Consider the following 20,883-nt stretch of genomic DNA (forward strand, 5'->3'; position numbering starts at 1 on the left):
GCTGCACATTAGCAGCTCTTCAATAATGGGATGGTTTCTAAAACTGACTAGAAACGCCCTTTGTAATCAAACTCGTATTGGCCTTGAGCGTTCGGGTTGCCCAACCATTTCAGTTGGTCACTCATCCCTGATGGGAACTCCGCCCCAGGTTTAAACCACGCTTTGGTAGAGTAGCGCTGATTTGGCATCAACTCGGCAGAAAACGCTGCGGACACTTGCTTGCTCTTTTGCTCACCTGATGCCGATAGTACGCTGTCTTTACAGTTCAGATCGGCAATCACAGGGCCAAGTTCAAGGCTACCGAGCGGGCTTTGAATGCCACTCGCATTCCAAACTAGTGTACCTTCACCCGTTTTACACCAAGGTGCCGCGTAAGTCGCATGACGGATATTGAGCTCAAGCTGACCATCAACACCAACTGGCACAGGAATACGCGCTTGCTCCACTACTTTGGCAGCCGGAATCGATGCAACCAAATTTTCAGCGTATGGACCACCAGTTAGGCTATAACCAACCAAACCACGACCACGAACGTCCATATCACTTCCACGGCCAAAACGTACGGCGAATTCCGCTTTACCAGTGAATAAGCTTGATAGTTGGAAATCCCAATTTACCTCACCGAGATTTTGACGCTGCCAGCTGATGTTAGAAGCACGGCCTTGCCACACAGAGCCTTGGGCATCTTGAATCTCTAACCCTCTTACCGTCGGTACTTGTTGAAGCACCCAAGAAACAGGCAAACCAACAATCAAACTTGTGGAGAAAAAGGCTATGAATATAACAACGTAAAGTATTGCTCGCTTCACCTTAACCTCGCTTAAATTGCAGGCGGTTCACATCAATCATGCCTGCTTGGTCTGTACGATCGATATCGAGAAATTCCACCTCAATACCTTGTTGTTCTTTTAGGTAACGCAACCAATCCACCATCTGGTTAAATGCCAATGGCTTAATCCAAACTTGAACACTTTCATTACGTGGTTGAACTCGAATCAGCTCCACTTTGTAACGACGAGCAGAAGAAGAAACTAATTGGTTCAGAGGTTGATTAGAGAAGCTGACTCCACCACTTTTGCGTAGAGCAGTAATATCATCAGCCTTGTCTTGCACCCAATTCAACAACTGTTTTTCTGACTGAATTCGAGTCTGAGCGAGTTCAGCTCGTTGATTCATTGGCTGTAGTAGCCCCCAATAAATCATTCCGATAATGGCAATCACACCACCACCCATCACCAAACGTTGTTCACGTTGTGAGATGCTATTCCACCAAGTTTGAGCCTGAGCGATTAAATTCTTCATCATCACCTCACAAACGTTTTAGTACAAAGCTGCCTATCACAACATTTCCGTTGCGATTCAGCTGACCTTGTTCAACAGTGAACTTTTCTGCCAATTTCACACGCGCTTGCTCAAACGGTTGGAAATCTGAACTGCTTGCTTGAATGCGTACTTCACCGCGTTGGCCATCGTATTTAAAGCTGGTTATCTCTAGATCTGTAACCTGACCCAGTGTCGTTGGCAGTGCCGCTATCCAAGACAGCATTGCTGTTTCACTTGTACCACCAGAAAGACGACGCTCTTCATCGGTCATCTGACGCTTCAGGTAACTGACCGTTGGAATTCGCTTCTTGTTCGGGAAAATTTGGCGGAAAATGCGTTCACTTTCTTCACGATAGGCTTGTGCTTGCGCCTCATATTTATGGACCACCAGCAATTGCTGCCCCACAAGAACAACCAATAGCACACCCGCAGCGATAGCAGCTTTTTGCCAGACTTTTACGTACTTACCCCAAGACGATTTTGGCTTGAAGCTACCCGTTAATAGGTTGACCTTGCTTTCAGTAACACCTTTAGCAAGTAGTGCCATCGCCATTTCTTCAGGCTTTGCGACCCAAGCCTCTGGGAGTGAAGATTCAGGAATCGAACTGTAACAATCAAGTTTCCATCCTTCATTCGCTTGCAGATAAGCAGAAAGGTATAAATCTAGCCACGACGCATCGACCACCGCACCTTGAGTATTAGAATGACGAATTAGCCATTGCTCACCCAACGCAACCGCAGAGCTGTTTTCTTCATGCACAGGCAACGCCAGCACATCAGGAAGGATACGCTTAATTACAATACCTTGACTGGAAAAACGCTGCAAAATGGTTTGGATCCAAGCACGCTCAACAGCACAAATTTGCGCTTTCTCTGCTTGCTTGTCTAATACTGTGAAATGCAGGTTATCCACGTCTTGTGCGACTTCATCTTCCACCAAATAAGGCAGCATGCTATCAAACTGACGAGCAGCACCCGGCGGGATGTCTACTTCTGTCAGCACAACATCATTACTGGCTAACAAGGCAATCACTTGTCGCTGATCAGCGTAAGACGCCAACTCATCCAGATGTTCCCATCCGGCGAGTTCACCACTGGCAATCACGTCTTGCTGTTGTGTCGACCACACCAACCATGGAATGGTACTTTGTTGTTCGCTACTCAGCCGAACGGTCAGAAACTCGCTCACTGATTCCTCCAAAACGACGGCGAACGACAGTCACCGTTTCTCTATCTGTACTTTGTAAAAGACTACGGATACGTACTCGGGATTCATCCACCAGTACTTGTGCGTCCAATTCAAAAAAGGAGCTATCGACTCCTAAATAGCCTTTAGCATTTTTCTTTACATCATCGCTCAAGCCAGCTAATTCTGACTCAGCTAAAAATTCATCAACACTATCCCAACCATCGAAAGGGCGCTTTTCAATTAACTGCACCGCATCACTAGAACTCAAGCCAGGAGAAAACATCGCGACTAAGATCGGCGCTTGTTCGACTTCAATAGTATTTACGTTCAAACGCCAATCGTCTGTGGGAATAGCACAAATCATCGGTGCGATCTTCTGATAAATGTCACCCGTGACTTGATATACCGCTCTCAGTTCGCTGGCATCAGCCATCAGGCCATTGGGTGGTAAATACGCAGGCTTCATTGCCTCATAAGTGCTGTCTTCTACACCTGCAGCGGAGCGCACTGTGCTGTCGCTATCGACGTACTCCCAAGTCGAATCAGCAATCACTTCCGCTTGGTATGGTTCCACGTCCATCTCTTCCATCAAGCGCTGGAACACTTGCACCAAGTAAGGACGATTTGTCGAGTCACCCGATGGCTGAACACTCGCTAATACATTCATATTAAAGCAAGCTTGTTTGTCTACGATGCGTCCGGCCGCTTGACCATAATCTAGCGGATACACTTGTTCTTTAATTGCCCAAGGCTGGCTCATATTAATGGTATCGCTGTCTTCGTAGCTCTGTTCGATACCAATTTCAGCCAACGCCTCAACCCCCAAACTATACCAATACGCCTGTTGGTAATTGATCTGGTTTGCGCCTCGCTGAAACTGCAAAAACAATCGCTCAGACATACTTGCTGCAACGGTCGTCATAATCGCTAGCAGCATTAAAACAATAATAAGCGCTACACCACGCTGTCGTTTAGCCATTATTGCCTCCGGAGGATTCATCATTGGATGAGTCATCTTGCCCAGAGGCGCTGATCTTGCCTCCAGAGGTTAAGTAAGTACGGCTGATCTCACCGTAGTCTTTGAGTTTCAAAACAACAGAAACCGCTTTCGGTAACTCTTGCTTACTTTCCCATGTTTTTTTCCACGCTTTGCCATCGTAGAAACGCATATCAAATTCTTCGACCTGAGTCAGAAGCGGTGTCACAATACCTTCTTGTCCAACGGGTGTATCTGGGTAACGCCACCATACACGCTGTAGAACTTCATCTTTAATGCGATAGCCAACTTTCGTGACTTCACCACGTGGGAATTGCTGCTGGGGATTGTGCCACCCCAAACGCGCAAACATCACGCCTTTCGCATCCGAATCAAGCAGGTATTCCGACCAAAACAACAACTGCTTTGATGGCTCTTCGCCATTGGTTCGCATCTGACGCATGGCCATTTGACGGAAATCGTTATCCATCATCACCATTGCACGTTGCAACTCGTTCAAACGCTGCGTACGTTCTTGCGATAACACATTACTGCGTTGCACCTGCGAGACCACTTGATAGGCAGCAACGCTTAAGCTCGCAAAAATAGCAATCGAGACGAGCACCTCAATCAAGGTAAAGCCTCGATTCGATTTCATACTTGATGCCTTATATCGCTTATTACTCCGCAACATAGCTTCTCACCGTCACAACAGGACTCGCTTCTTTTTCAGTTGCGACACTGACATCAAATGCTTTCAGCAATGGCTGCGCGGTGGCAACAGGAGTTACCTTCCAATACCAAGTTCGCCCCGCTAACTCTTCAGTGCCTTTTTTAGCTTTGAGTTTTTCAGTCGAGAGCATCACATTGGCCATTTGGTTATCCACAACCATGGCTGCAAACATTTTTTCTTCTAAATAACTGACAGTATTAATGTGTTGACTCACCGAGCGAATCACACTGATTGCCGCCGTCGCAAAAATCGCCAATGCGACCAACACTTCCAACAACGTCATGCCTCTAGTATGAAGCGAAGAAGAACCGATACGGCTTTGCTTAGAATGTCGCATTGTTGTCGTCTTCCAATTCTTCACCAGGCTCTAGTAACAAGATTTCGCCGGTTTCTTTGCCAATAACGCGCCAACCATCGTTAAATGCGTCGCCATCTTCAGGAAAGAAAGACAAACTAAATGGCGTTACTTCTGCACTAGAGAAAATGAATACCTGAGGTGGCTTCACTTTCTTTTTCTCTTTGTCATCTTCTTCCGCAAACATGTCCTCATCAAACAAAGAACCGGGTTCAAATAGTCGGTCGTCATCGTCCCATGCGCCACCACCAAGATCCAATTGCAGCGAAATATCGCCTTCCAATTTGGTCTCACTCGGAATCTGTTTCAATTCCAATGGTTGCCATCCATCTTGGGTTAAGCTGAGCAAGACGTAAGTGGATTTCACATCATCAACACGTAAACCAAAGTCTTTGCCGCTCAGTACGGCTTCTTCATTCAGTAGCTGTAAGCGCTGGAAAAAGCTTTGAGCATATTGTTTGGAAAGATCTTTCTGACTGGTAGGCAGGGTCGCTATTACGGCGACTGCGGTAAGAGATAACAAAACCAGCACCAATAGAATTTCTATTAATGTAAAACCACGATGTTTTTGCATTTGCTTCATTAGTGCTGGTTTGAACTTTATCTTATTGGAAATCTTGCATGTTCCAGTTGCCGATATCCGACGCAGGGCCTTCACCGCCCTCTTGTCCATCTGCACCTAGAGTAAAGATATCAATCGTACCATTGTCACCAGGGCTTAGGTATTGGTACTCATTGCCCCATGGATCAGACGGTAGACGCTTAATGTAGCCACCATCGCGGTAGTTGCGTGGTTCTGGGTTAGATGGTTTGTTTACTAACGCATCAAGACCTTGGTCTGTTGTTGGGTAAACGCTGTTATCCAACTTGTACATATCCAGTGCATTTTCTAATGCAACAATATCGGTGATCGCTTTTTGTTGGTCTGCTTTTTCTTTGTTACCAAGTAAGTTAGGAACAACAACACTCGCCAAAATACCTAGGATAACCACAACAACCATCACTTCTAAAAGTGTAAAGCCTTGTTGTTTACTACGCTTAAATTTCATTATTATCTCCGAAAGTTAGATTCAAGCTATATCATCAGTAGACACAGCTTAACTCGAATTTTATCCACTCATTAAGTTATTCATTTCCAACATTGGCATCAATGTCGCCATTACGATGAAAAGTACCAAGCCTGCCATCAATGCAATCAATACTGGGGTGAAAATGCCAAGTGCAATGTTGACCGTAGATTCAAAGTTTTGATCTTGGTTATCCGCAGCACGAGTCAACATACTCTCAAGCTCACCACTCTGCTCACCACTAGAAATCATGTGCAGCATCATTGGTGGAAACAAACGAGTTTGATCCAATGCTTTACGTAAGCTTGCACCTTCTCTTACGTTATCTGCCGCCACCAAAACTTGCTGTTTCACGTAACGATTAGACATAACATCAACCGCGACTCGCATGCCTTCCAAAATCGGAATAGCACTGGATGTACAAATCGATAGCGTGCGCGCAAATCGCGACGTATTTAAGCCACGAGAAATCTTACCAATCAGCGGTAGGCTAAGGATTTTTCTATCCCACGCTAAACGAAAGTTCGGTTTTTGTAGTGCCAGCTTAAGCCCGTAAAAGAGCACCACCACCACGATAAAGATGATCAGCCCCCACTCTTGGACAAACTCACTCGCAGACAAAAGAAATTGCGTTGATTGAGGTAACTCTTGCCCCATCTGAATGATAGGTTCGATGATCTTTGGAACAACAGAAGAGAGCAACAGAGAGACGATACCAACCGCAAACACCACCAATACCACCGGGTAAATCATGGCTTGCAGCAATTTAGAACGCATCTTCTGACGGTTTTCTACGTAGTCAGCCAAGCGCTCTAACACCGTGTCCAAGTGACCGGATTTTTCACCCGCGGCAACCATTGAAAGGTAAAGTTCGTCGAAAACATGCGGGTAATCCCCCAGGCTATCTGCCAGAGGGTAACCTTCCGTGACTTTTGAACGCACGGCGGCAATCATAGTACGAATACGTGGCTTTTCTGCTTGCTCTGATACAGCTTTCAAACACTCTTCTAATGGCATACCCGATTGAACGAGTGTTGAAAGCTGGCGTGTGATCAGTGCAAGTTCTGCGGTTTTGATACCACGCTTGAATCCGACTGACCCGCCTGAAGACTTAGCCGCTTTTGCTTTGGCTTCCACTACCTCGACAGGAATCATTCCCTGTTCTTTTAGGCGTTGGCGCACCTGACGAGCGTTATCCCCTTCAATTGTGCCTTTCTTCTGCTTGCCTTTCGCATCCAGCGCTTTGTATTCAAATGCTGCCATTACGCTTCCTTGGTCACTCGCATGACTTCTTCAAGTGAGGTAATGCCACGGCTCACTTTGCTTAGGCCATCGCTACGAATACTTGGTGTATGCTGACGGACGGCTTTTTCAATTTCTTGTTCACCCGCTTCGCTGTGAATCAACTCCTGAACTTGCTCATCCACCATCAGAAGTTCATGAATACCAGTACGACCACGGTAGCCCTTCTGATTGCAGACTTCACATCCTGTCGCACGATGTAAAACCAGAGATTCATGCTCTTCTAAACCAAACAGTTTCTTCTGTTCTTTATCGGCTTCATAAGGCTCTTTACAGTCCGAACACAAGGTACGAACCAGACGTTGAGCAAGCACACCAAGCAATGAAGATGAAATGAGGAAAGGTTCGATGCCCATATCACGTAGACGCGTAATAGCACCCACTGCCGTATTGGTGTGTAGCGTCGACATAACCAAGTGACCAGTCAGAGACGCTTGCACTGCAATCTGTGCAGTCTCTAAGTCACGGATCTCACCAACCATCACCACGTCTGGGTCTTGACGAAGAATGGCACGCAAGCCGCGCGCAAACGTCATGTCGACTTTCGGGTTAACCTGCGTCTGGCCGATACCATCGATATCGAATTCGATTGGGTCTTCTACCGTCAGAATATTACGTTCGTTGCTGTTGATCTCTTGCAAGCCCGCGTACAAGGTCGTTGATTTACCCGAACCTGTCGGGCCGGTCACCAAGATGATACCGTGTGGACGTTGAATCAGGCGACCAAAGTTATCGTGCACCGATGGCGTCATGCCCAAACTGTGTAAATCTAGACGCGTTGCGTTTTTGTCCAATAGACGCATTACCACACGCTCACCATGCGATGAAGGCATGGTAGAAACACGAACATCGACTGCTCGGCCACCGATACGCAGAGAAATACGACCGTCTTGAGGGACGCGTTTTTCTGCGATATCCAGCTTCGCCATTACCTTTACACGAGAAACCAGCAAAGGGGCGAGTTTACGGCTTGGGGTTAAGACTTCACGCAATACACCATCGACACGGAAACGAATAGAAAGGGTTTTCTCGAACGTTTCGATATGAATATCCGATGCCCCTTCCTTGATAGCTTCACCAAGCATGGCGTTGATCAATTTGATGATGGGCGCATCATCTTCAGACTCTAGCAAGTCCTCATCATGTGGCAGCTCTTCTGCCAATGAGAAAAAGTCGTCACTGTCTGCGCCAATGTCTTCCATCAACTGACGGGCTTCAGAAGAGTCACGCTGGTAAGCTTCAGTTAGCTTTTTATCGAACGCTTCTTTGTCCATCGGTTGAGGAATAAAGTTTTGTTTCAGTACACGGCGTACTTCAACCAAAGCCGCAGGGTTGAGCGGCTCGACGTAATACAGGATTGGAGGGCGCTCAGGGTGCTCCGTCTCCAACACCAGTTTAAAGCGGTTGGCAAAACTGAATGGCAGACGGCGCATGCTTGGCGCTGTGTCTAACATATCAACCATTATTCTTTACCATCTGATCGATGAACGCTTGAATTTCTGCAGGGTGTTTACGATCTTCACCAAATTCAGGCATGACTGGAATCTTAGAGTCATCCATCAACTTCAAGCCTTCTTGCGCTTTATAAAGCTGCTCTGCACGAATGAAGTTGTACTTACGCTGAGTGATGCCATCAGCCGTCATACCATCGCGGATGATGGTTGGCTTGATGAATACCATAAGGTTACGTTTTTCTGTTTGCGTGCTAGTCGACTTGAACAGTTGACCAATGACAGGAATATCACCCAGTAGCGGCACTTTCGATTCACTTTCTAACGCACGCTCATCAACCAAACCACCCAGAACTAACATCTGACCATCTTGAATCATCACTGAGGTATTCAACTGACGCTTCGCGAAACGTACGTCCACCGCACCATTCGCGCCCAGAACGTTTGATACTTCCTGCTCAATAGTCAGTTGCACTGAATCGCCTTCGTTGATTTGAGGCACCACTTTCAGTTTGATGCCTACTTCTTTACGGTCAACTGTTTGGAATGGGTTGTCGTTATTCGACCCTGCTGTCGAGCCTGTAATTACTGGCACTTCTTCACCAACGATAAATGACGCTTCACCGTTATCCATCACTGTAATGCTTGGAGAAGATAGAATGTTTGAGTTTGAATCCGATGAAACAGCACTGATCAACGCTGTCCAATCACCCATTACAATACTCATCGCTGCACCATTTACACCGCTAAGTGCAGATGCCAAAGTTGAGTAGTCACCAGATTCAGTAACATCATATGGCGTACGTTCACCATCTGAGTTTGTGTAGTATTCAGTTCGAGTTTGATCTTTTGCTTCTTCAAGACCAACCATTACGCTACCAATTGACGCTCCAGAGTTGCCGTATTGAATAACCGCACCTGTTTCTAGGTTACCCCATTGAACGCCAAGGTTGATGCCGTCGCCTTCAGACATTTCAACGATCAATGCTTCAATCAGAACTTGTGCACGACGGATATCCAGTTGAGAAATCACGTCTTGTAGCGCCATCATGATATCTGGCGGCGCAGTCAGCACCAAAGAGTTGGTCGCTTCGTGAGCGGCAATCACCACTTCGCCACGTTGTGAGCTTGATGCACCTTTTTGACCCGCTTGCTTCTCAGCTTGTAGGTTGTCAGACACCCCTTTTAATACGTCAACCAAGTCTTCGGCTTTCGCATACTTGAGGTAAACCACGCGGTTATTACCTTTCGTCGCCATTTCAACATCAAGTTGACGAATCAATCGCTTAAGGCGTGCTCGCACTTTGGGATCACCAGAAATCAGGATTGAGTTGGTACGCTCATCAGCAACGATTTTAGGCTCAAGGAATTCAGGCGTACTTTTTTGATTCGTCGTTTTGTTCAGGGCCTCAACGATACGAACCATCTCAGCAGCAGAAGCATTGCGTAGCTCGACTAATTCGATTTCTTTATCACCCGCTTGGTCAACCCGTTTAATGATTTCCGCAAGGCGGTTTACGACCGCGGCACGACCTGTGATCAAAATGATGTTAGCAGGGTCATAGTGCACTACGTTACCGGCACCCGCGTTATCAATCAGCTGACGCAGCAGTGGAGAAAGTTCGCGAACCGATACGTTACGAACCGCGACCACGCGAGTAATGACACTATCGCCTTTCGCACTGCCGTCACCTAAGACTGGAATGGCAGATGTCTTTGAGTCTTTTGCTTTAATGACTTTAAGTACGCCGTTGTCCATTTCTACAACCGCATAACCATACACCTCTAGTACGTTAAGGAAGAAGCTGTAGTATTGCTCTTCATTTAGAACGTCATAGCTGCGTACGTCGATTTTGCCGCGTACTGACGGGTCAACGATGATGGTCTTTTCTAGGTTACGACCAACAATGTTGATGAATTCTTGAATGTCAGTGCCTTTGAAGCTAGCACTAAAATCGTTCGCCATCGCACCCGGTGCGCAGAGAAGAGTCCCTGCAAGTAACCAAGCACTTTTGCTAAACCAATGTTTCACGTATGTCTCCCTGAACTTACGCTGGTTGCCTAAGTATTACAATTGGATGTAGATGTCGTACTGCTGACCATCACGGTCCACAGTCAAATTCAGTTCTTGCGGGTCGTTCATCACTTGCATCAGTTGTACTGAAGATGAAGGGTCACTTAAATCGATCCCATTTAGTTGCACCGCAATATCACCAGGTTTTAGACCGACATCATTAAACAAAGCCGCATCACGACCTGGTGAGACGCGATAGCCGACAATTCCACCGTCTTTCTTAACCGGAGAAATGTTGATGTACTTAAATACGCTCTGCGGATCTTTTGCGATTTCCGCTCGAATTTGATCTAACTTTTCACCCACAGCAGAAGGTTTGTTTGCCTTCGCCGCTTGTGGTCGAGTTGCCTGACGAGTTTCAGACAGCTTTTTGTATTCAATCCCTTCAAGCATAAGGGTTTCATCTCGGCCTTGGTTGTCAATAATAACTCGGTCCACCAACACCGCTTTTAATTCTGCTCGCGTTCCATCAATTTCTTCGCCGATGCCGTAAGTCGCTTGTTTGCCTCGGTTGGCAATCACCGCCAAGCTGGTTTTTGCGTTGCTACTCGCAACCGCACCAACTAACGTTAGGTTTAAGCGTGTTTTAGGCGCATCTTGAACAACTGGCTGTTCTACTACGACCGGCTTTTGCTCGGTGTACTTTCCGAATAAGTTGGCATTTTGGAGGGCATTGAAATCAATCGCGTCTTTTTTACTACCAGACACAAAAGCACTTGCTGACGGTCTCCATTGAGTCACATCAGAAGTTTGAGGCATTGCTAACCACACCACTTTACCGAGTATCCAACCTGTCATTGCAATAAATAGACAAGTAAGTAGCAAACTAAGTTTCGCTTGAATGGTATGATTGTTGGACTTGATCTGAGCCAGTAGCGGGCTGCTTGATAATCCTGCACTTAGCTCTAAACGCTTCACTGAATTGATTCCTTTATTCTTACGTCTGTCAGCCTGAATCTAAATAAAGACAGCCAACTCTATCTTGCTAAAATTGCAATAAAATTACTACTCAACAAAGAGCAGTGAACTATATCACAACTTATATTTCATACCTTTTTCTTATGCAGTTTTTGCCAACTCCCTTGAAAAAAATACGCCTTGGCACCATCTGTAGGTGAATAATCCACCAGCATTGCGCTATCAGTGCAGTGATTAGATAGCATAGAGTTCTATGAGTTCCGAAAATGAAGCCGTAAGGCTAGATAAATGGCTGTGGGCTGCCAGATTCTATAAAACCCGCTCTATCGCACGTAATATGGTCGATGGCGGTAAAGTCCACTATAATGGGCAACGAAGCAAACCAAGTAAAACCGTTGAGTTGGGCGCTGAGATTCGTCTTCGTCAAGGTAATGAAGAAAAAACGGTGATAATCGAAAAAATCTCTGATCGTCGCATGGGCGCACCCATCGCTCAAACGCTCTACCGCGAAACTGACGACAGTGTTAATCAGCGCGAAGAGTTCGCGAAACAACGTAAACTCAACGCCCACAACCCTAGTCCGGAACGCCGCCCAGATAAAAAGCAGCGCCGCGACATCATTAAGTTCAAACATCAATAAACGCCGGAATTACCGACGAGGAAAGCACTCCATGGCAAATAATGTTTTACACCGCTACCTATTTGAAGACCTTTCAGTTCGTGGCGAGTTGGTACAATTGGATGAAGCATACCAACGTATTATCTCCAGCAAGGAATATCCAGCAGCACTGCAAAAACTGTTGGGTGAGCTACTCGTTTCAACCACACTTTTAACGGCAACTTTGAAGTTCGAAGGCTCAATCACAATCCAGCTGCAAGGTGACGGCCCTGTCTCTCTAGCAGTAATCAATGGCGATCATGATCAAAAGATCCGTGGCGTTGCACGTTGGGAAGGCGATATCGCTGACAACGCGACACTGCACGAGATGATGGGTAAAGGCTACCTAGTGATCACCATCGAACCGAAAAAAGGCGAGCGTTACCAAGGTGTCGTTGGCCTAGAAGGTGACACACTAGCTGAAGTTATCGAAGGCTACTTCGCAAACTCTGAGCAGCTAAAAACGCGTCTATGGATCCGCACTGGTGAACACGAAGGTAAAGCACACGCTGCAGGTATGATGATTCAAATCATGCCAGACGGCACTGGTGCACCAGAAGATTTCGATCACCTAGAGCAATTGACAGACACAGTGAAGAACGAGGAGTTATTCACGCTACCTGCGAACGAACTGCTATACCGTCTATATAACCAAGACACCGTTCGTCTTTACGAACCTCAACCAGTCGAGTTCCATTGTGGTTGTTCTCGTGAGCGCAGTGGTGCAGCAATCATTACCGTAGACCGTGCTGAAATTAATGACATTTTGGCCGAAGAAGGATCAGTTTCTTTACATTGTGATTACTGTGGCACGTCATACTCATTTGATGAATCAGAGATTACCGAACTCTATGCGCAAGCGGCTCCTGAAAAGAAAACCCTGCATTAATTTTCATAACTTAGCAAGCCTGTAATTTACCTTTCAAAAGGCCAGCATTACGCTGGCCTTTTTGTGATCTAACCCTCGTAATACCTAGCCTCACACGTAATAAAGCAACCGCTTAATTTTAAGTAATTAATAATTCTTTTGGCCTAGCGCAAAGGTTTGCGCGCACGATAAACTATTCGTACCGATATGTGACGGGTTACCTAAAACCTTACTGAAATCATGGATAATTTTTGAGCTACATCCCTGTTTTCTCCCCGCCCCGTTGCTAGCATGGTGAGCAGATAAAAATTAAAACATTATTACAAAATCCCTACAAAAATCCTTATAAGGAGCACCTATGACCGTTATGGAACATACAAAGGCTGCAACACTTGATCTAACCAAACACGGACTGCACAACGTTAAAGAGGTTGTTCGCAACCCAAGCTACGAAATGCTATTCGAGGAAGAGACCCGTGCTGACCTAACAGGTTATGAACGTGGTGTCGTTACGGAACTCGGCGCGGTTGCCGTTGACACTGGTATCTTCACTGGTCGCTCACCAAAAGATAAGTACATCGTAAAAGATGCAACCACAGAAGAGCACATGTGGTGGACTTCTGATGCAGTGAAAAACGACAACAAAGCCATCAACAAAGAAGTGTGGGACGATCTAAAAGAGCTCGTGACCAACCAGCTTTCCGGTAAACGCCTATTTGTGATTGACGGTTATTGTGGTGCAAACCCAGACACTCGTTTGAGTATTCGAGTGATTACAGAAGTCGCATGGCAAGCGCACTTCGTGAAAAACATGTTTATCCGCCCAACTGAAGAAGAGCTAGCAACGTTTGAACCTGATTTCGTCGTAATGAACGGTGCGAAGTGCACGAACGACAAGTGGGAAGAACAGGGTCTGAACTCTGAAAACTTCACGGTGTTCAACCTAACAGAGCGTATGCAACTGATCGGTGGTACTTGGTACGGCGGTGAAATGAAGAAAGGCATGTTCGCCATGATGAACTACTTCCTTCCGCTGAAAGACATCGCATCAATGCACTGTAGTGCAAACATGGGCGAAGAAGGCGATGTAGCAATTTTCTTCGGTCTATCTGGCACAGGTAAAACCACGCTATCTACAGACCCTAAACGTGCACTGATTGGTGATGATGAGCACGGTTGGGACGACGACGGCGTATTCAACTTCGAAGGTGGCTGTTACGCGAAAACCATCAAGCTATCGAAAGAAGCTGAGCCTGATATCTACAACGCAATCCGCCGCGATGCACTATTAGAGAACGTTACAGTTCGTAGTGATGGTTCTATCGACTTTGATGATGGGTCTAAGACAGAGAACACTCGTGTTTCTTACCCACTGCATCACATCGACAACATTGTTAAGCCAGTATCAAAAGGCGGTCACGCGAATAAGGTGATCTTCCTATCAGCAGACGCATTCGGCGTACTACCTCCGGTTTCTAAACTGACTCCTGAGCAAACTAAGTACCACTTCTTGTCTGGCTTTACCGCTAAACTAGCCGGTACAGAACGTGGCATCACTGAACCAACACCAACCTTCTCGGCATGTTTCGGGGCAGCGTTCTTAACCCTACACCCAACTAAGTACGCAGAAGTACTGGTTAAACGCATGGAAGCAGCTGGCGCAGAAGCTTACCTAGTCAACACAGGTTGGAACGGCAGCGGCAAGCGTATTTCTATCCAAGATACACGCGGCATCATCGATGCAATCCTTGACGGCTCAATTGAAGATGCGAAAACCAAGCATATTCCTATCTTCAACCTAGAGGTGCCAACTTCACTTCCAGGTGTCGATCCAAGCATCCTTGACCCACGTGAGACTTACGTAGATCCACTTCAATGGGAAAGCAAAGCGAAAGATTTGGCAGAACGCTTCATCAACAACTTTGATAAGTACACTGACAATGCTGAAGGCCAATCTTTGGTGGCAGCAGGACCTCAGTTGGATTAAACCATCAACGAAGTCTGCGTGACTTAGCTACAAAAATAATCGTCAAGCCCCTCTTTTGAGGGGCTTTTTATTGAATCCCACCCCAGATTGATACAAGCTTAAGCCTATCTAGGTTGCTCAAGAGACATCTCTTCATCGGGTTAACCATTATTTTGCGCACAGGTTTTGGCAAGGATGAAAGCAGCAGGTCGAATTCTAATTCTTATATTCGTATTGGCGATCGCGGTACCAACTGCTTTTATCGCCTTACTAACGACCTCGTACTCCAAACAAACCTGGAACCTGCTATCAGAGTCGATTGAGCTCCCTTTGCAAGCAGAAAGTGTCCAATACGAATTTCCTTACCACCTGAAACTGCAAGGCGTCACATCAAAAGATAAACAATGGCCTTATATCGAACAAGTTGATGTCTGGCTCAACCCCGATGTTCGTCACAATGGAAAATGGGTTGTCGATAGTTTGCTTATTGATGGTCTGAGCTTGCAACAAGGCATGCCGACTCTCCCTCAATTAACAAATGTCCAATTTCATCAGGTGGCGCTAAAAAACCTCGATTACGCGGATGACGCATTCAGTATTAATGGTTTGAGTCTACAAATCCAAGATCCACAATGGAATGGCAAGGACCAACTCGTTCCTTTCGGTGCAATCCAACTGTCTGCCGAGCAGTGGTACTGGAATGGTGAGACCTTTAACAATGTTTTGGTCGATGTCGATTATAAAACACAGGACAGCACCCTTTACGGCGCGTCGTTCAATTGGCGTGGCAGCGAGATTTCAGGCCAAGGTGAGCACTATCCACAAGGTTGGTCGCTGGTGAATGTCACTGTTGACAGGCTCAAAATCAACAACACTCAATTACAATCCTTGTTAGCGAAACCATGGCATGCTCTGCCGATTAACATCAGTCACATCAACAGCCTCGACCTACTGAATGCAGACGTGGAATACGGAGATTGGCATTGGCAGAATTTAGAATTGTCGGTAGAAAATGCCTCTCTCCCATTGTCATTGTGGAACACAACAGCACAAATATCTCTGCAAGCAGACAGTGTCAGTTTCCAAGATCAAACCGCGGTTGAGCCTCGCTTGAATGCTCAATTCAAGCCAGGATCCATTCAACTGCAAGAACTAAGCTTAGATTGGCAACAGGGTACCGTTCAGATATCAGGCGAGTTTGAGCCAGAGCATTGGAAAATTAACAACGCCACCATCACTGGATTAAAATGGGCAATCCATCCAGGAGATAAAACCGACTGGTGGCAAACAGCGACAGAGAAGCTCCAGCAAGTCGATGTTAAGCAGTTAGAGATTGAACGCAGTCAAGTAATCCAGTTATCCAAACAACCTTACTGGCAGCTTTCTGGCTTGAATTTGGAGGGTGACCAGCTCGAAGTAAAACGCAGCAATGGTCACTGGGGTATTTGGAATGGCAAGCTTGATGCAAGCGTCGTGAATGCCAGTTACGATCAAGTCCTTTCATCGCATGCTGCGATCGCAACACAAAGTGAAAATGGCTTCTGGCAGCTAACGCGTTTGTTTGCGCCATTAGAGCAAGGCTATATCGAAGGCTTGGGGCAAATCGATCTCAGTACCACCAGTCAACCATGGGCACTAAACCTCAACGCAGATGGTATTCCCCTGCAATTACTTCACCCATACTTACCAACAGCACTTGCGGTCAATGGTTTCTCTGACTTAAGTCTCGATTTAAAAGGATTGGCGGGCGATCAAAACATGCTTTCTTACAGCTTATCGGGAGAAGTCGAAGCCAACTTGCGTGATACCACCTTGAAATCGCAAGCGGACGATTCACTAAAGTCAGTCACTTTCAGCCCATTGCGACTGCAAGCTCAGCGAGGCGAAGTAAAGCTTCAGCCAGTGACCATTTCCGGCAAAGCCATTTCGGGTAACCTATCGGGTGAGTTTGATATGGCGAATAACCCACTGAGCGGTGTGATTTATCAGCTCAAAGAAGTGTGTGGAAAAGTTCAAGGTGACATATTGAGTGGCGACGTCGAAACCAATGAATGTGCAATTAAGCCAAAGCAGACTGAGTCAATCGAATCAGAAAAGCCTTCATCGAAAGTAACAAGCAGCAAAACGATTGACGCAATTAATCTAGAACACCATGAAGAAGAACTGAGCGAAGAAGTGCTCGAAGAGGAAGAGCCTCGCGCAACGGTGCACTCAGAAGAGCAACTTATCTCTAATCAAGAAGACTCGACTAAAGGCCCAGTTAAAGAAAGCGCGGCAGAAACTAACGCTGCGCCGCAAGGCCGTGACCTAACATCTGAAAAAGGCGCATCTACAAACACAGACGCGCCACAAGAAACACTAACAGCTGAGTAACTTAGAGTAATTCGGTAGCAGCATGTAAGTACCAACAAAGTCCACTGCTGGTACGTCACCACTGTAAATCACCACATGAATAACAATGCGCGCTTTACGTCCTGACGCAAGCCTGTCCAAATCGCCACTAATACCATCAAGTGAGGTACTCGCCACAGGATTCTGCTCAACCGGATGGCGATAGCGAATCGAACTGTCTGCCAACACGATATCGCCGTGCAAACCACGCTCTTTCATCAACAACCACGTCATACCCCACCCCGTCAACGTCGCCAGAGTAAAGGCAGAGCCTGCAAACATGGTGTTATGCGGATTCAAGTTTGGATTGAGCTGTGCACTACACTCAAACTGGTAACCCGTGTATTGATTGATTTTGATCCCCATCTTATCTGCAATTGGGATCTGCGCTTCCCAGCGTTCTTGTAGCTCGGTACACCAGTCGGGACGGCGAAGTACATCAGCCATTGGGTCAAGGTGTTTGACCATCTGTTGGTGGCGCACCGGCCCACGTTCATCGGTCAGTTCACCTCTTCGCTCAAAACCGTTCTTTTCGTAGAAGGCAATCGCATCTTCACGCGCATTACACACCAAACGCTTCGCGCCTTCTTGACGCGCCAGAGATTCCAACGCCACGAGCACTAATGAGCCCATGCCTTTGCTACGACGGTTATTTTTCACTGCCATGTAGCGGATCTGACCATCGTTATCTGGGGTAATGTACAAACGACCAATTGCCATAGGGCGGCCACGACTATCAGTAATCATGCGATGATGGCTCATGCCATCGTACTCATCACGCTCTGATCCTATCGGCATACGCCAAGGTTCACGTAGCAATTGCCAGCGAAATTGATAGTACTTATTGAGCTGATTTTCTGTTTTTGGAGTTATGAGTTTGAACATATCAATCCTTGAAAGTACAAATCAAATGAAAGCCTTAGGAGAAAACATCCAAGCAAATTCAATTCGCTTGGGCTTAAAGCTTAGACCATGATATTGGAGTTACCAGATTAGACCTGTAGCCAGAAAGTCACCGGGCCGTCATTAATTAATGACACTTTCATATCAGCAGCAAAGCGGCCACGTTGCGTTGGTAGCTCTTGCTCACACAGGTCAGAAAAGTAGTCATACAGACGTTCTGCATCCGCAGGGTGTGCACCACGAGAAAAGCCTGCGCGAGTGCCTTTTTTGGTGTCTGCTGGTAACGTAAATTGAGACACCACCAACACCTTACCGTTCACTTGTTTGACGTTGAGATTCATTTTACCGTCATCGTCTTCAAACACTCGATAAGTGGTTACGCGCTCCATCAAACGTTTTGCTTTTGCTTCATCATCGTCCTTCTCTACACCAAGTAGGACAAGTAGACCTTGGTCGATTTCACCGATAACTTCACCGTCCACGCGAACGGCGGCTTCACTGACTCGTTGGATTAGCGCTATCACGACTCTCGCTTCCTTCATCTGTTAATTGCAATTCTGCCGTCGAGTGTATCATTTCTAGGTCATCACTCCAGTGCTCTCTTTCTCCCAGAGCCGCAGTGACTTCCGCACCAATCAAAACAATGAGCCAACACAAATAGACCCACACAAACAAGATTGGAATTGCCGCTAACGCGCCATAAATCAACTGATAAGAAGGAAACTGGGTAATGTAGAAAGCAAAGCCTTTCTTACTCAGTTCAAACAGCACAGCGGCAATAGCAGCGCCAACCGCACCATGGGATAGGTATACCTTTTTGTTTGGCACTAAAAAGTACAAGCCCATAAACGCAAAGAAGGACAACAACAAAGGCAGCCAACGCAAAAACAGGTTGTAAGCGCCCGATAGCGTTTCGTTCTCAATCAGCTTAAGGGACGTCACGTAAGACGTCGCAGCAATACTTGCGCCGACCAAAATCGGACCAAGGGTCAACACCATCCAATACATTGAGAAAGAAAACACAGGGCGGCGTTTGTCTTTTACTCGCCAAATGTAGTTTAAGTTCTTATCGATATTTGAAATCAACATCAAAGCCGCAACAAATAGGAAAGCACCACCCACGGCAGTCATTTTTCCTGTATTCGAAACGAATTCTTGCAGCGCCGTTCTTACTGCATCACCAGAAGCTGGGACAAAGTTATCAATGATGTAACCTTGCAAGGTTTCACCCACATTCTCAAACACCGGAAACTTCGACAATATCGACAAAAGTACCGTCAACATCGGCACAATAGACAGCAAAGTAATATAAGCTAGATAGCCAGCATTGACGTTGACGCGATCGTGCGTCATTCGTTTGAGAAGATATTTGGAAAACGCGACGCTCCCCGGCACAAGCCTAGTCAATCTCACCTTGTAACTCTCTGATAACTGGTTCATAGTTCATCCCATAAATTAGCGTCGAGGACATAAGAATGCCTTATTTATTAGCAATTGTACTATCAATTTTCACTTTAACAGGATGTCAGTCCGCTTATTATTCAGCGATGGAACAAGTGGGATACCACAAGCGTGACATCATGGTTGATCGCGTTGAAGACGCCAAAGAATCACAACAAGACGCACAAGAAGAATTTACCAGTGCACTCGAAGCACTTTCTGCCTTAACCAATTTTGATGGTGGTGAACTGGAAAGCGTCTATAACAACATAAACGATAAATACGAAGACAGCGAAAAAGCAGCACAAGACGTGCGCGATCGTATTGCTGCAATTGAAGACGTGTCCGATGCGCTGTTTGATGAATGGCAGGGCGAACTAGACTTGTACACCAGCGCGAAGCTACGTCGCTCAAGTGAACAAAAGCTGCGTGAGACCAAAGCATCTTACAAAACCATGCTCAGTGCGATGAAGCGCGCTGAAGACAAGATGACGCCAGTACTCAACACACTCCGCGACAACACGCTTTACTTAAAGCACAACCTAAACGCGAGCGCGATTGGCTCTCTAAAAGGTGAATTTTCTAGCCTAGAGAAAGACATCCAATACGCAATCAAACAAATGAATGCCGCGATCGCAGAATCAGATAAGTTCCTACAACAGCTGAATCAAAAGTAAGCCTTTAAAAGCTCCTCTTCGTGAGGAGCTTTTAGTTTGTACTCTCGACCACTAAGCCTGTGACTCTTCGAACAAACTCGACCCTTTCTGGTATTGTTCCCCATGGTACTTCAACCACTTCATAACCCAGTTCAGCATACGTCTCGACAAGGGCGTGATGAATCTGAAGCGCTTCTTCAAAGCTGTGTGGGCGTACTTCATCTTGAACATAGATTGATGCTTCAGGTCGACAAATTAGCACCTGACTATGGTACCCAGCACTCTCCGTTAGGAAAGCTTGCTCAACGTGACACCCTCCAACTTGCAGATAAGCCACAATATCGGGGATCGCGCGATCCATAAAAGCCACCTGATGACTCAGCGACTCACACTTTTGCTTACCCATAAACTCAAGACATAAGTTGGCAAACTCGGGCAGGTTACTCCAAGGCAAGATGCCATTTTCTAACTGGCTTTGTTGCTCTATCAAAATACGTGAGCCTTCAGCAAACGTCGCATATCCTAAATGACCGAGCGCATTCAACAATGTCGTTTTGCCAGCGCCTGGGCCACCCGTAATCACAATTGGCCTCATGTACTCTTTTCCCTTCAG

At 46.3% G+C, this 20,883-nt stretch carries 21 protein-coding genes; 5 read left to right on the forward strand and 16 right to left on the reverse strand.

Translation table 11 applies throughout. The annotated features are described in order from the left end of the window. Window positions 1-47: 47 nt before the first annotated feature. The 12 genes from C1S74_RS10070 to gspC are packed head-to-tail and all read right to left on the reverse strand — an operon-like array spanning window position 48 to window position 11,388. Entirely contained in the window at window positions 48-809 is a 762-nt protein-coding gene (locus tag C1S74_RS10070) for a type II secretion system protein N (protein ID WP_038870071.1), read from the reverse strand. Between the two features lies 1 nt (window position 810). Then, window positions 811-1,302, reverse strand: a complete 492-nt coding sequence (locus C1S74_RS10075) for a type II secretion system protein M (protein ID WP_045399440.1) — start codon at window positions 1,300-1,302, stop codon at window positions 811-813. Between the two features lie 7 nt (window positions 1,303-1,309). Beyond that, window positions 1,310-2,512, reverse strand: a complete 1,203-nt coding sequence (gene gspL, locus C1S74_RS10080; RefSeq protein WP_045399443.1) for a type II secretion system protein GspL — start codon at window positions 2,510-2,512, stop codon at window positions 1,310-1,312. Next, on the reverse strand, window positions 2,481-3,491 hold the full coding sequence (gspK, locus tag C1S74_RS10085; protein WP_045399446.1) for a type II secretion system minor pseudopilin GspK: 1,011 nt from the start codon (window positions 3,489-3,491) through the stop codon (window positions 2,481-2,483). Before gspK ends, gspL begins: the two co-directional genes overlap by 32 nt. Next, window positions 3,484-4,146, reverse strand: a complete 663-nt coding sequence (gspJ, locus tag C1S74_RS10090) for a type II secretion system minor pseudopilin GspJ (protein ID WP_102848058.1) — start codon at window positions 4,144-4,146, stop codon at window positions 3,484-3,486. The genes gspK and gspJ overlap by 8 nt, the downstream gene beginning before the upstream one ends. A 22-nt stretch (window positions 4,147-4,168) precedes the next feature. Then, window positions 4,169-4,558, reverse strand: a complete 390-nt coding sequence (gene gspI, locus C1S74_RS10095) for a type II secretion system minor pseudopilin GspI (RefSeq protein ID WP_258070277.1) — start codon at window positions 4,556-4,558, stop codon at window positions 4,169-4,171. After that, complete coding sequence (gene gspH / locus C1S74_RS10100; RefSeq protein ID WP_038876993.1) at window positions 4,545-5,150, reverse strand: type II secretion system minor pseudopilin GspH; 606 nt, start codon at window positions 5,148-5,150, stop codon at window positions 4,545-4,547. Before gspH ends, gspI begins: the two co-directional genes overlap by 14 nt. Window positions 5,151-5,181: 31 nt before the next feature. Next, window positions 5,182-5,625, reverse strand: a complete 444-nt coding sequence (gene gspG / locus C1S74_RS10105; protein WP_005430189.1) for a type II secretion system major pseudopilin GspG — start codon at window positions 5,623-5,625, stop codon at window positions 5,182-5,184. Window positions 5,626-5,685: 60 nt separating this feature from the next. Beyond that, window positions 5,686-6,906 carry a type II secretion system inner membrane protein GspF gene (gspF, locus tag C1S74_RS10110; protein ID WP_045399449.1) on the reverse strand — a complete coding sequence of 407 codons (1,221 nt, stop codon included), beginning with the start codon at window positions 6,904-6,906 and terminating at the stop codon, window positions 5,686-5,688. Next, window positions 6,906-8,408: a type II secretion system ATPase GspE gene (gene gspE / locus C1S74_RS10115; RefSeq protein WP_038870057.1), complete on the reverse strand. Its 1,503-nt coding sequence runs from the start codon at window positions 8,406-8,408 to the stop codon at window positions 6,906-6,908. The genes gspF and gspE overlap by 1 nt, the downstream gene beginning before the upstream one ends. Beyond that, entirely contained in the window at window positions 8,401-10,428 is a 2,028-nt protein-coding gene (gspD, locus tag C1S74_RS10120) for a type II secretion system secretin GspD (RefSeq protein ID WP_038870055.1), read from the reverse strand. Before gspD ends, gspE begins: the two co-directional genes overlap by 8 nt. A gap of 36 nt (window positions 10,429-10,464) precedes the next feature. Continuing rightward, window positions 10,465-11,388, reverse strand: coding sequence for a type II secretion system protein GspC (gene gspC, locus C1S74_RS10125; protein WP_045399451.1), 924 nt, complete (start codon window positions 11,386-11,388; stop codon window positions 10,465-10,467). A gap of 253 nt (window positions 11,389-11,641) precedes the next feature. Here gspC and hslR point away from each other — a divergent pair, with 253 nt between their 5' ends. The 4 genes from hslR to C1S74_RS10145 all read left to right on the forward strand — a co-directional run bounded on the left by hslR (window position 11,642) and on the right by C1S74_RS10145 (window position 17,253). Further along, window positions 11,642-12,028: a ribosome-associated heat shock protein Hsp15 gene (gene hslR, locus C1S74_RS10130; RefSeq protein WP_045399453.1), complete on the forward strand. Its 387-nt coding sequence runs from the start codon at window positions 11,642-11,644 to the stop codon at window positions 12,026-12,028. 31 nt (window positions 12,029-12,059) lie between these two features. Next, the gene (gene hslO / locus C1S74_RS10135) at window positions 12,060-12,935 is read left to right on the forward strand and encodes an Hsp33 family molecular chaperone HslO (RefSeq protein ID WP_038870048.1); all 876 of its coding nucleotides are present in this window, start codon (window positions 12,060-12,062) and stop codon (window positions 12,933-12,935) included. Between the two features lie 337 nt (window positions 12,936-13,272). Beyond that, window positions 13,273-14,901: a phosphoenolpyruvate carboxykinase (ATP) gene (pckA, locus tag C1S74_RS10140; protein ID WP_038870046.1), complete on the forward strand. Its 1,629-nt coding sequence runs from the start codon at window positions 13,273-13,275 to the stop codon at window positions 14,899-14,901. Window positions 14,902-15,075: 174 nt separating this feature from the next. Then, on the forward strand, window positions 15,076-17,253 hold the full coding sequence (locus tag C1S74_RS10145; protein WP_045399456.1) for an AsmA family protein: 2,178 nt from the start codon (window positions 15,076-15,078) through the stop codon (window positions 17,251-17,253). Here C1S74_RS10145 and C1S74_RS10150 read toward each other — a convergent pair. The 3 genes from C1S74_RS10150 to C1S74_RS10160 all read right to left on the reverse strand — a co-directional run bounded on the left by C1S74_RS10150 (window position 17,239) and on the right by C1S74_RS10160 (window position 19,614). Then, a complete protein-coding gene (locus C1S74_RS10150; RefSeq protein WP_038870043.1) occupies window positions 17,239-18,156 on the reverse strand; it encodes a bifunctional GNAT family N-acetyltransferase/hotdog fold thioesterase in 918 nt (305 codons plus the stop codon). The two genes, C1S74_RS10145 and C1S74_RS10150, sit on opposite strands and share 15 nt — an antisense overlap. Window positions 18,157-18,263: 107 nt before the next feature. Continuing rightward, the gene (gene dtd, locus C1S74_RS10155; RefSeq protein WP_045399459.1) at window positions 18,264-18,698 is read right to left on the reverse strand and encodes a D-aminoacyl-tRNA deacylase; all 435 of its coding nucleotides are present in this window, start codon (window positions 18,696-18,698) and stop codon (window positions 18,264-18,266) included. Next, a complete protein-coding gene (locus C1S74_RS10160; RefSeq protein WP_038870039.1) occupies window positions 18,670-19,614 on the reverse strand; it encodes a virulence factor BrkB family protein in 945 nt (314 codons plus the stop codon). Before C1S74_RS10160 ends, dtd begins: the two co-directional genes overlap by 29 nt. A gap of 35 nt (window positions 19,615-19,649) precedes the next feature. Here C1S74_RS10160 and C1S74_RS10165 point away from each other — a divergent pair, with 35 nt between their 5' ends. After that, a complete protein-coding gene (locus C1S74_RS10165; protein ID WP_005434517.1) occupies window positions 19,650-20,291 on the forward strand; it encodes a DUF2959 domain-containing protein in 642 nt (213 codons plus the stop codon). A 31-nt stretch (window positions 20,292-20,322) separates the two neighbouring features. Here C1S74_RS10165 and C1S74_RS10170 read toward each other — a convergent pair whose 3' ends face one another. Then, window positions 20,323-20,865, reverse strand: a complete 543-nt coding sequence (locus tag C1S74_RS10170; RefSeq protein ID WP_045399462.1) for an AAA family ATPase — start codon at window positions 20,863-20,865, stop codon at window positions 20,323-20,325. Window positions 20,866-20,883 lie beyond the last annotated feature (18 nt).

Source organism: Vibrio hyugaensis (assembly GCF_002906655.1).
Lineage (GTDB): Bacteria > Pseudomonadota > Gammaproteobacteria > Enterobacterales > Vibrionaceae > Vibrio > Vibrio hyugaensis.

Excerpts from the sequence above, each read along its gene's own strand:
- C1S74_RS10075 (WP_045399440.1), bottom strand. The coding sequence starts at position 1,302 with ATGAAGAATTTAATCGCTCAGGCTCAAACTTGGTGGAATAGCATCTCA.
- gspK (WP_045399446.1), bottom strand. The coding sequence starts at position 3,491 with ATGGCTAAACGACAGCGTGGTGTAGCGCTTATTATTGTTTTAATGCTG.
- gspJ (WP_102848058.1), bottom strand. The coding sequence starts at position 4,146 with ATGAAATCGAATCGAGGCTTTACCTTGATTGAGGTGCTCGTCTCGATT.
- gspI (WP_258070277.1), bottom strand. The coding sequence starts at position 4,558 with ATGCGACATTCTAAGCAAAGCCGTATCGGTTCTTCTTCGCTTCATACT.
- gspH (WP_038876993.1), bottom strand. The coding sequence starts at position 5,150 with ATGCAAAAACATCGTGGTTTTACATTAATAGAAATTCTATTGGTGCTG.
- gspG (WP_005430189.1), bottom strand. The coding sequence starts at position 5,625 with ATGAAATTTAAGCGTAGTAAACAACAAGGCTTTACACTTTTAGAAGTG.
- gspF (WP_045399449.1), bottom strand. The coding sequence starts at position 6,906 with ATGGCAGCATTTGAATACAAAGCGCTGGATGCGAAAGGCAAGCAGAAG.
- gspE (WP_038870057.1), bottom strand. The coding sequence starts at position 8,408 with ATGGTTGATATGTTAGACACAGCGCCAAGCATGCGCCGTCTGCCATTC.
- hslR (WP_045399453.1), top strand. The coding sequence starts at position 11,642 with ATGAGTTCCGAAAATGAAGCCGTAAGGCTAGATAAATGGCTGTGGGCT.
- hslO (WP_038870048.1), top strand. The coding sequence starts at position 12,060 with ATGGCAAATAATGTTTTACACCGCTACCTATTTGAAGACCTTTCAGTT.
- pckA (WP_038870046.1), top strand. The coding sequence starts at position 13,273 with ATGACCGTTATGGAACATACAAAGGCTGCAACACTTGATCTAACCAAA.
- C1S74_RS10145 (WP_045399456.1), top strand. The coding sequence starts at position 15,076 with ATGAAAGCAGCAGGTCGAATTCTAATTCTTATATTCGTATTGGCGATC.
- C1S74_RS10150 (WP_038870043.1), bottom strand. The coding sequence starts at position 18,156 with ATGTTCAAACTCATAACTCCAAAAACAGAAAATCAGCTCAATAAGTAC.
- C1S74_RS10160 (WP_038870039.1), bottom strand. The coding sequence starts at position 19,614 with ATGAACCAGTTATCAGAGAGTTACAAGGTGAGATTGACTAGGCTTGTG.
- C1S74_RS10165 (WP_005434517.1), top strand. The coding sequence starts at position 19,650 with ATGCCTTATTTATTAGCAATTGTACTATCAATTTTCACTTTAACAGGA.
- C1S74_RS10170 (WP_045399462.1), bottom strand. The coding sequence starts at position 20,865 with ATGAGGCCAATTGTGATTACGGGTGGCCCAGGCGCTGGCAAAACGACA.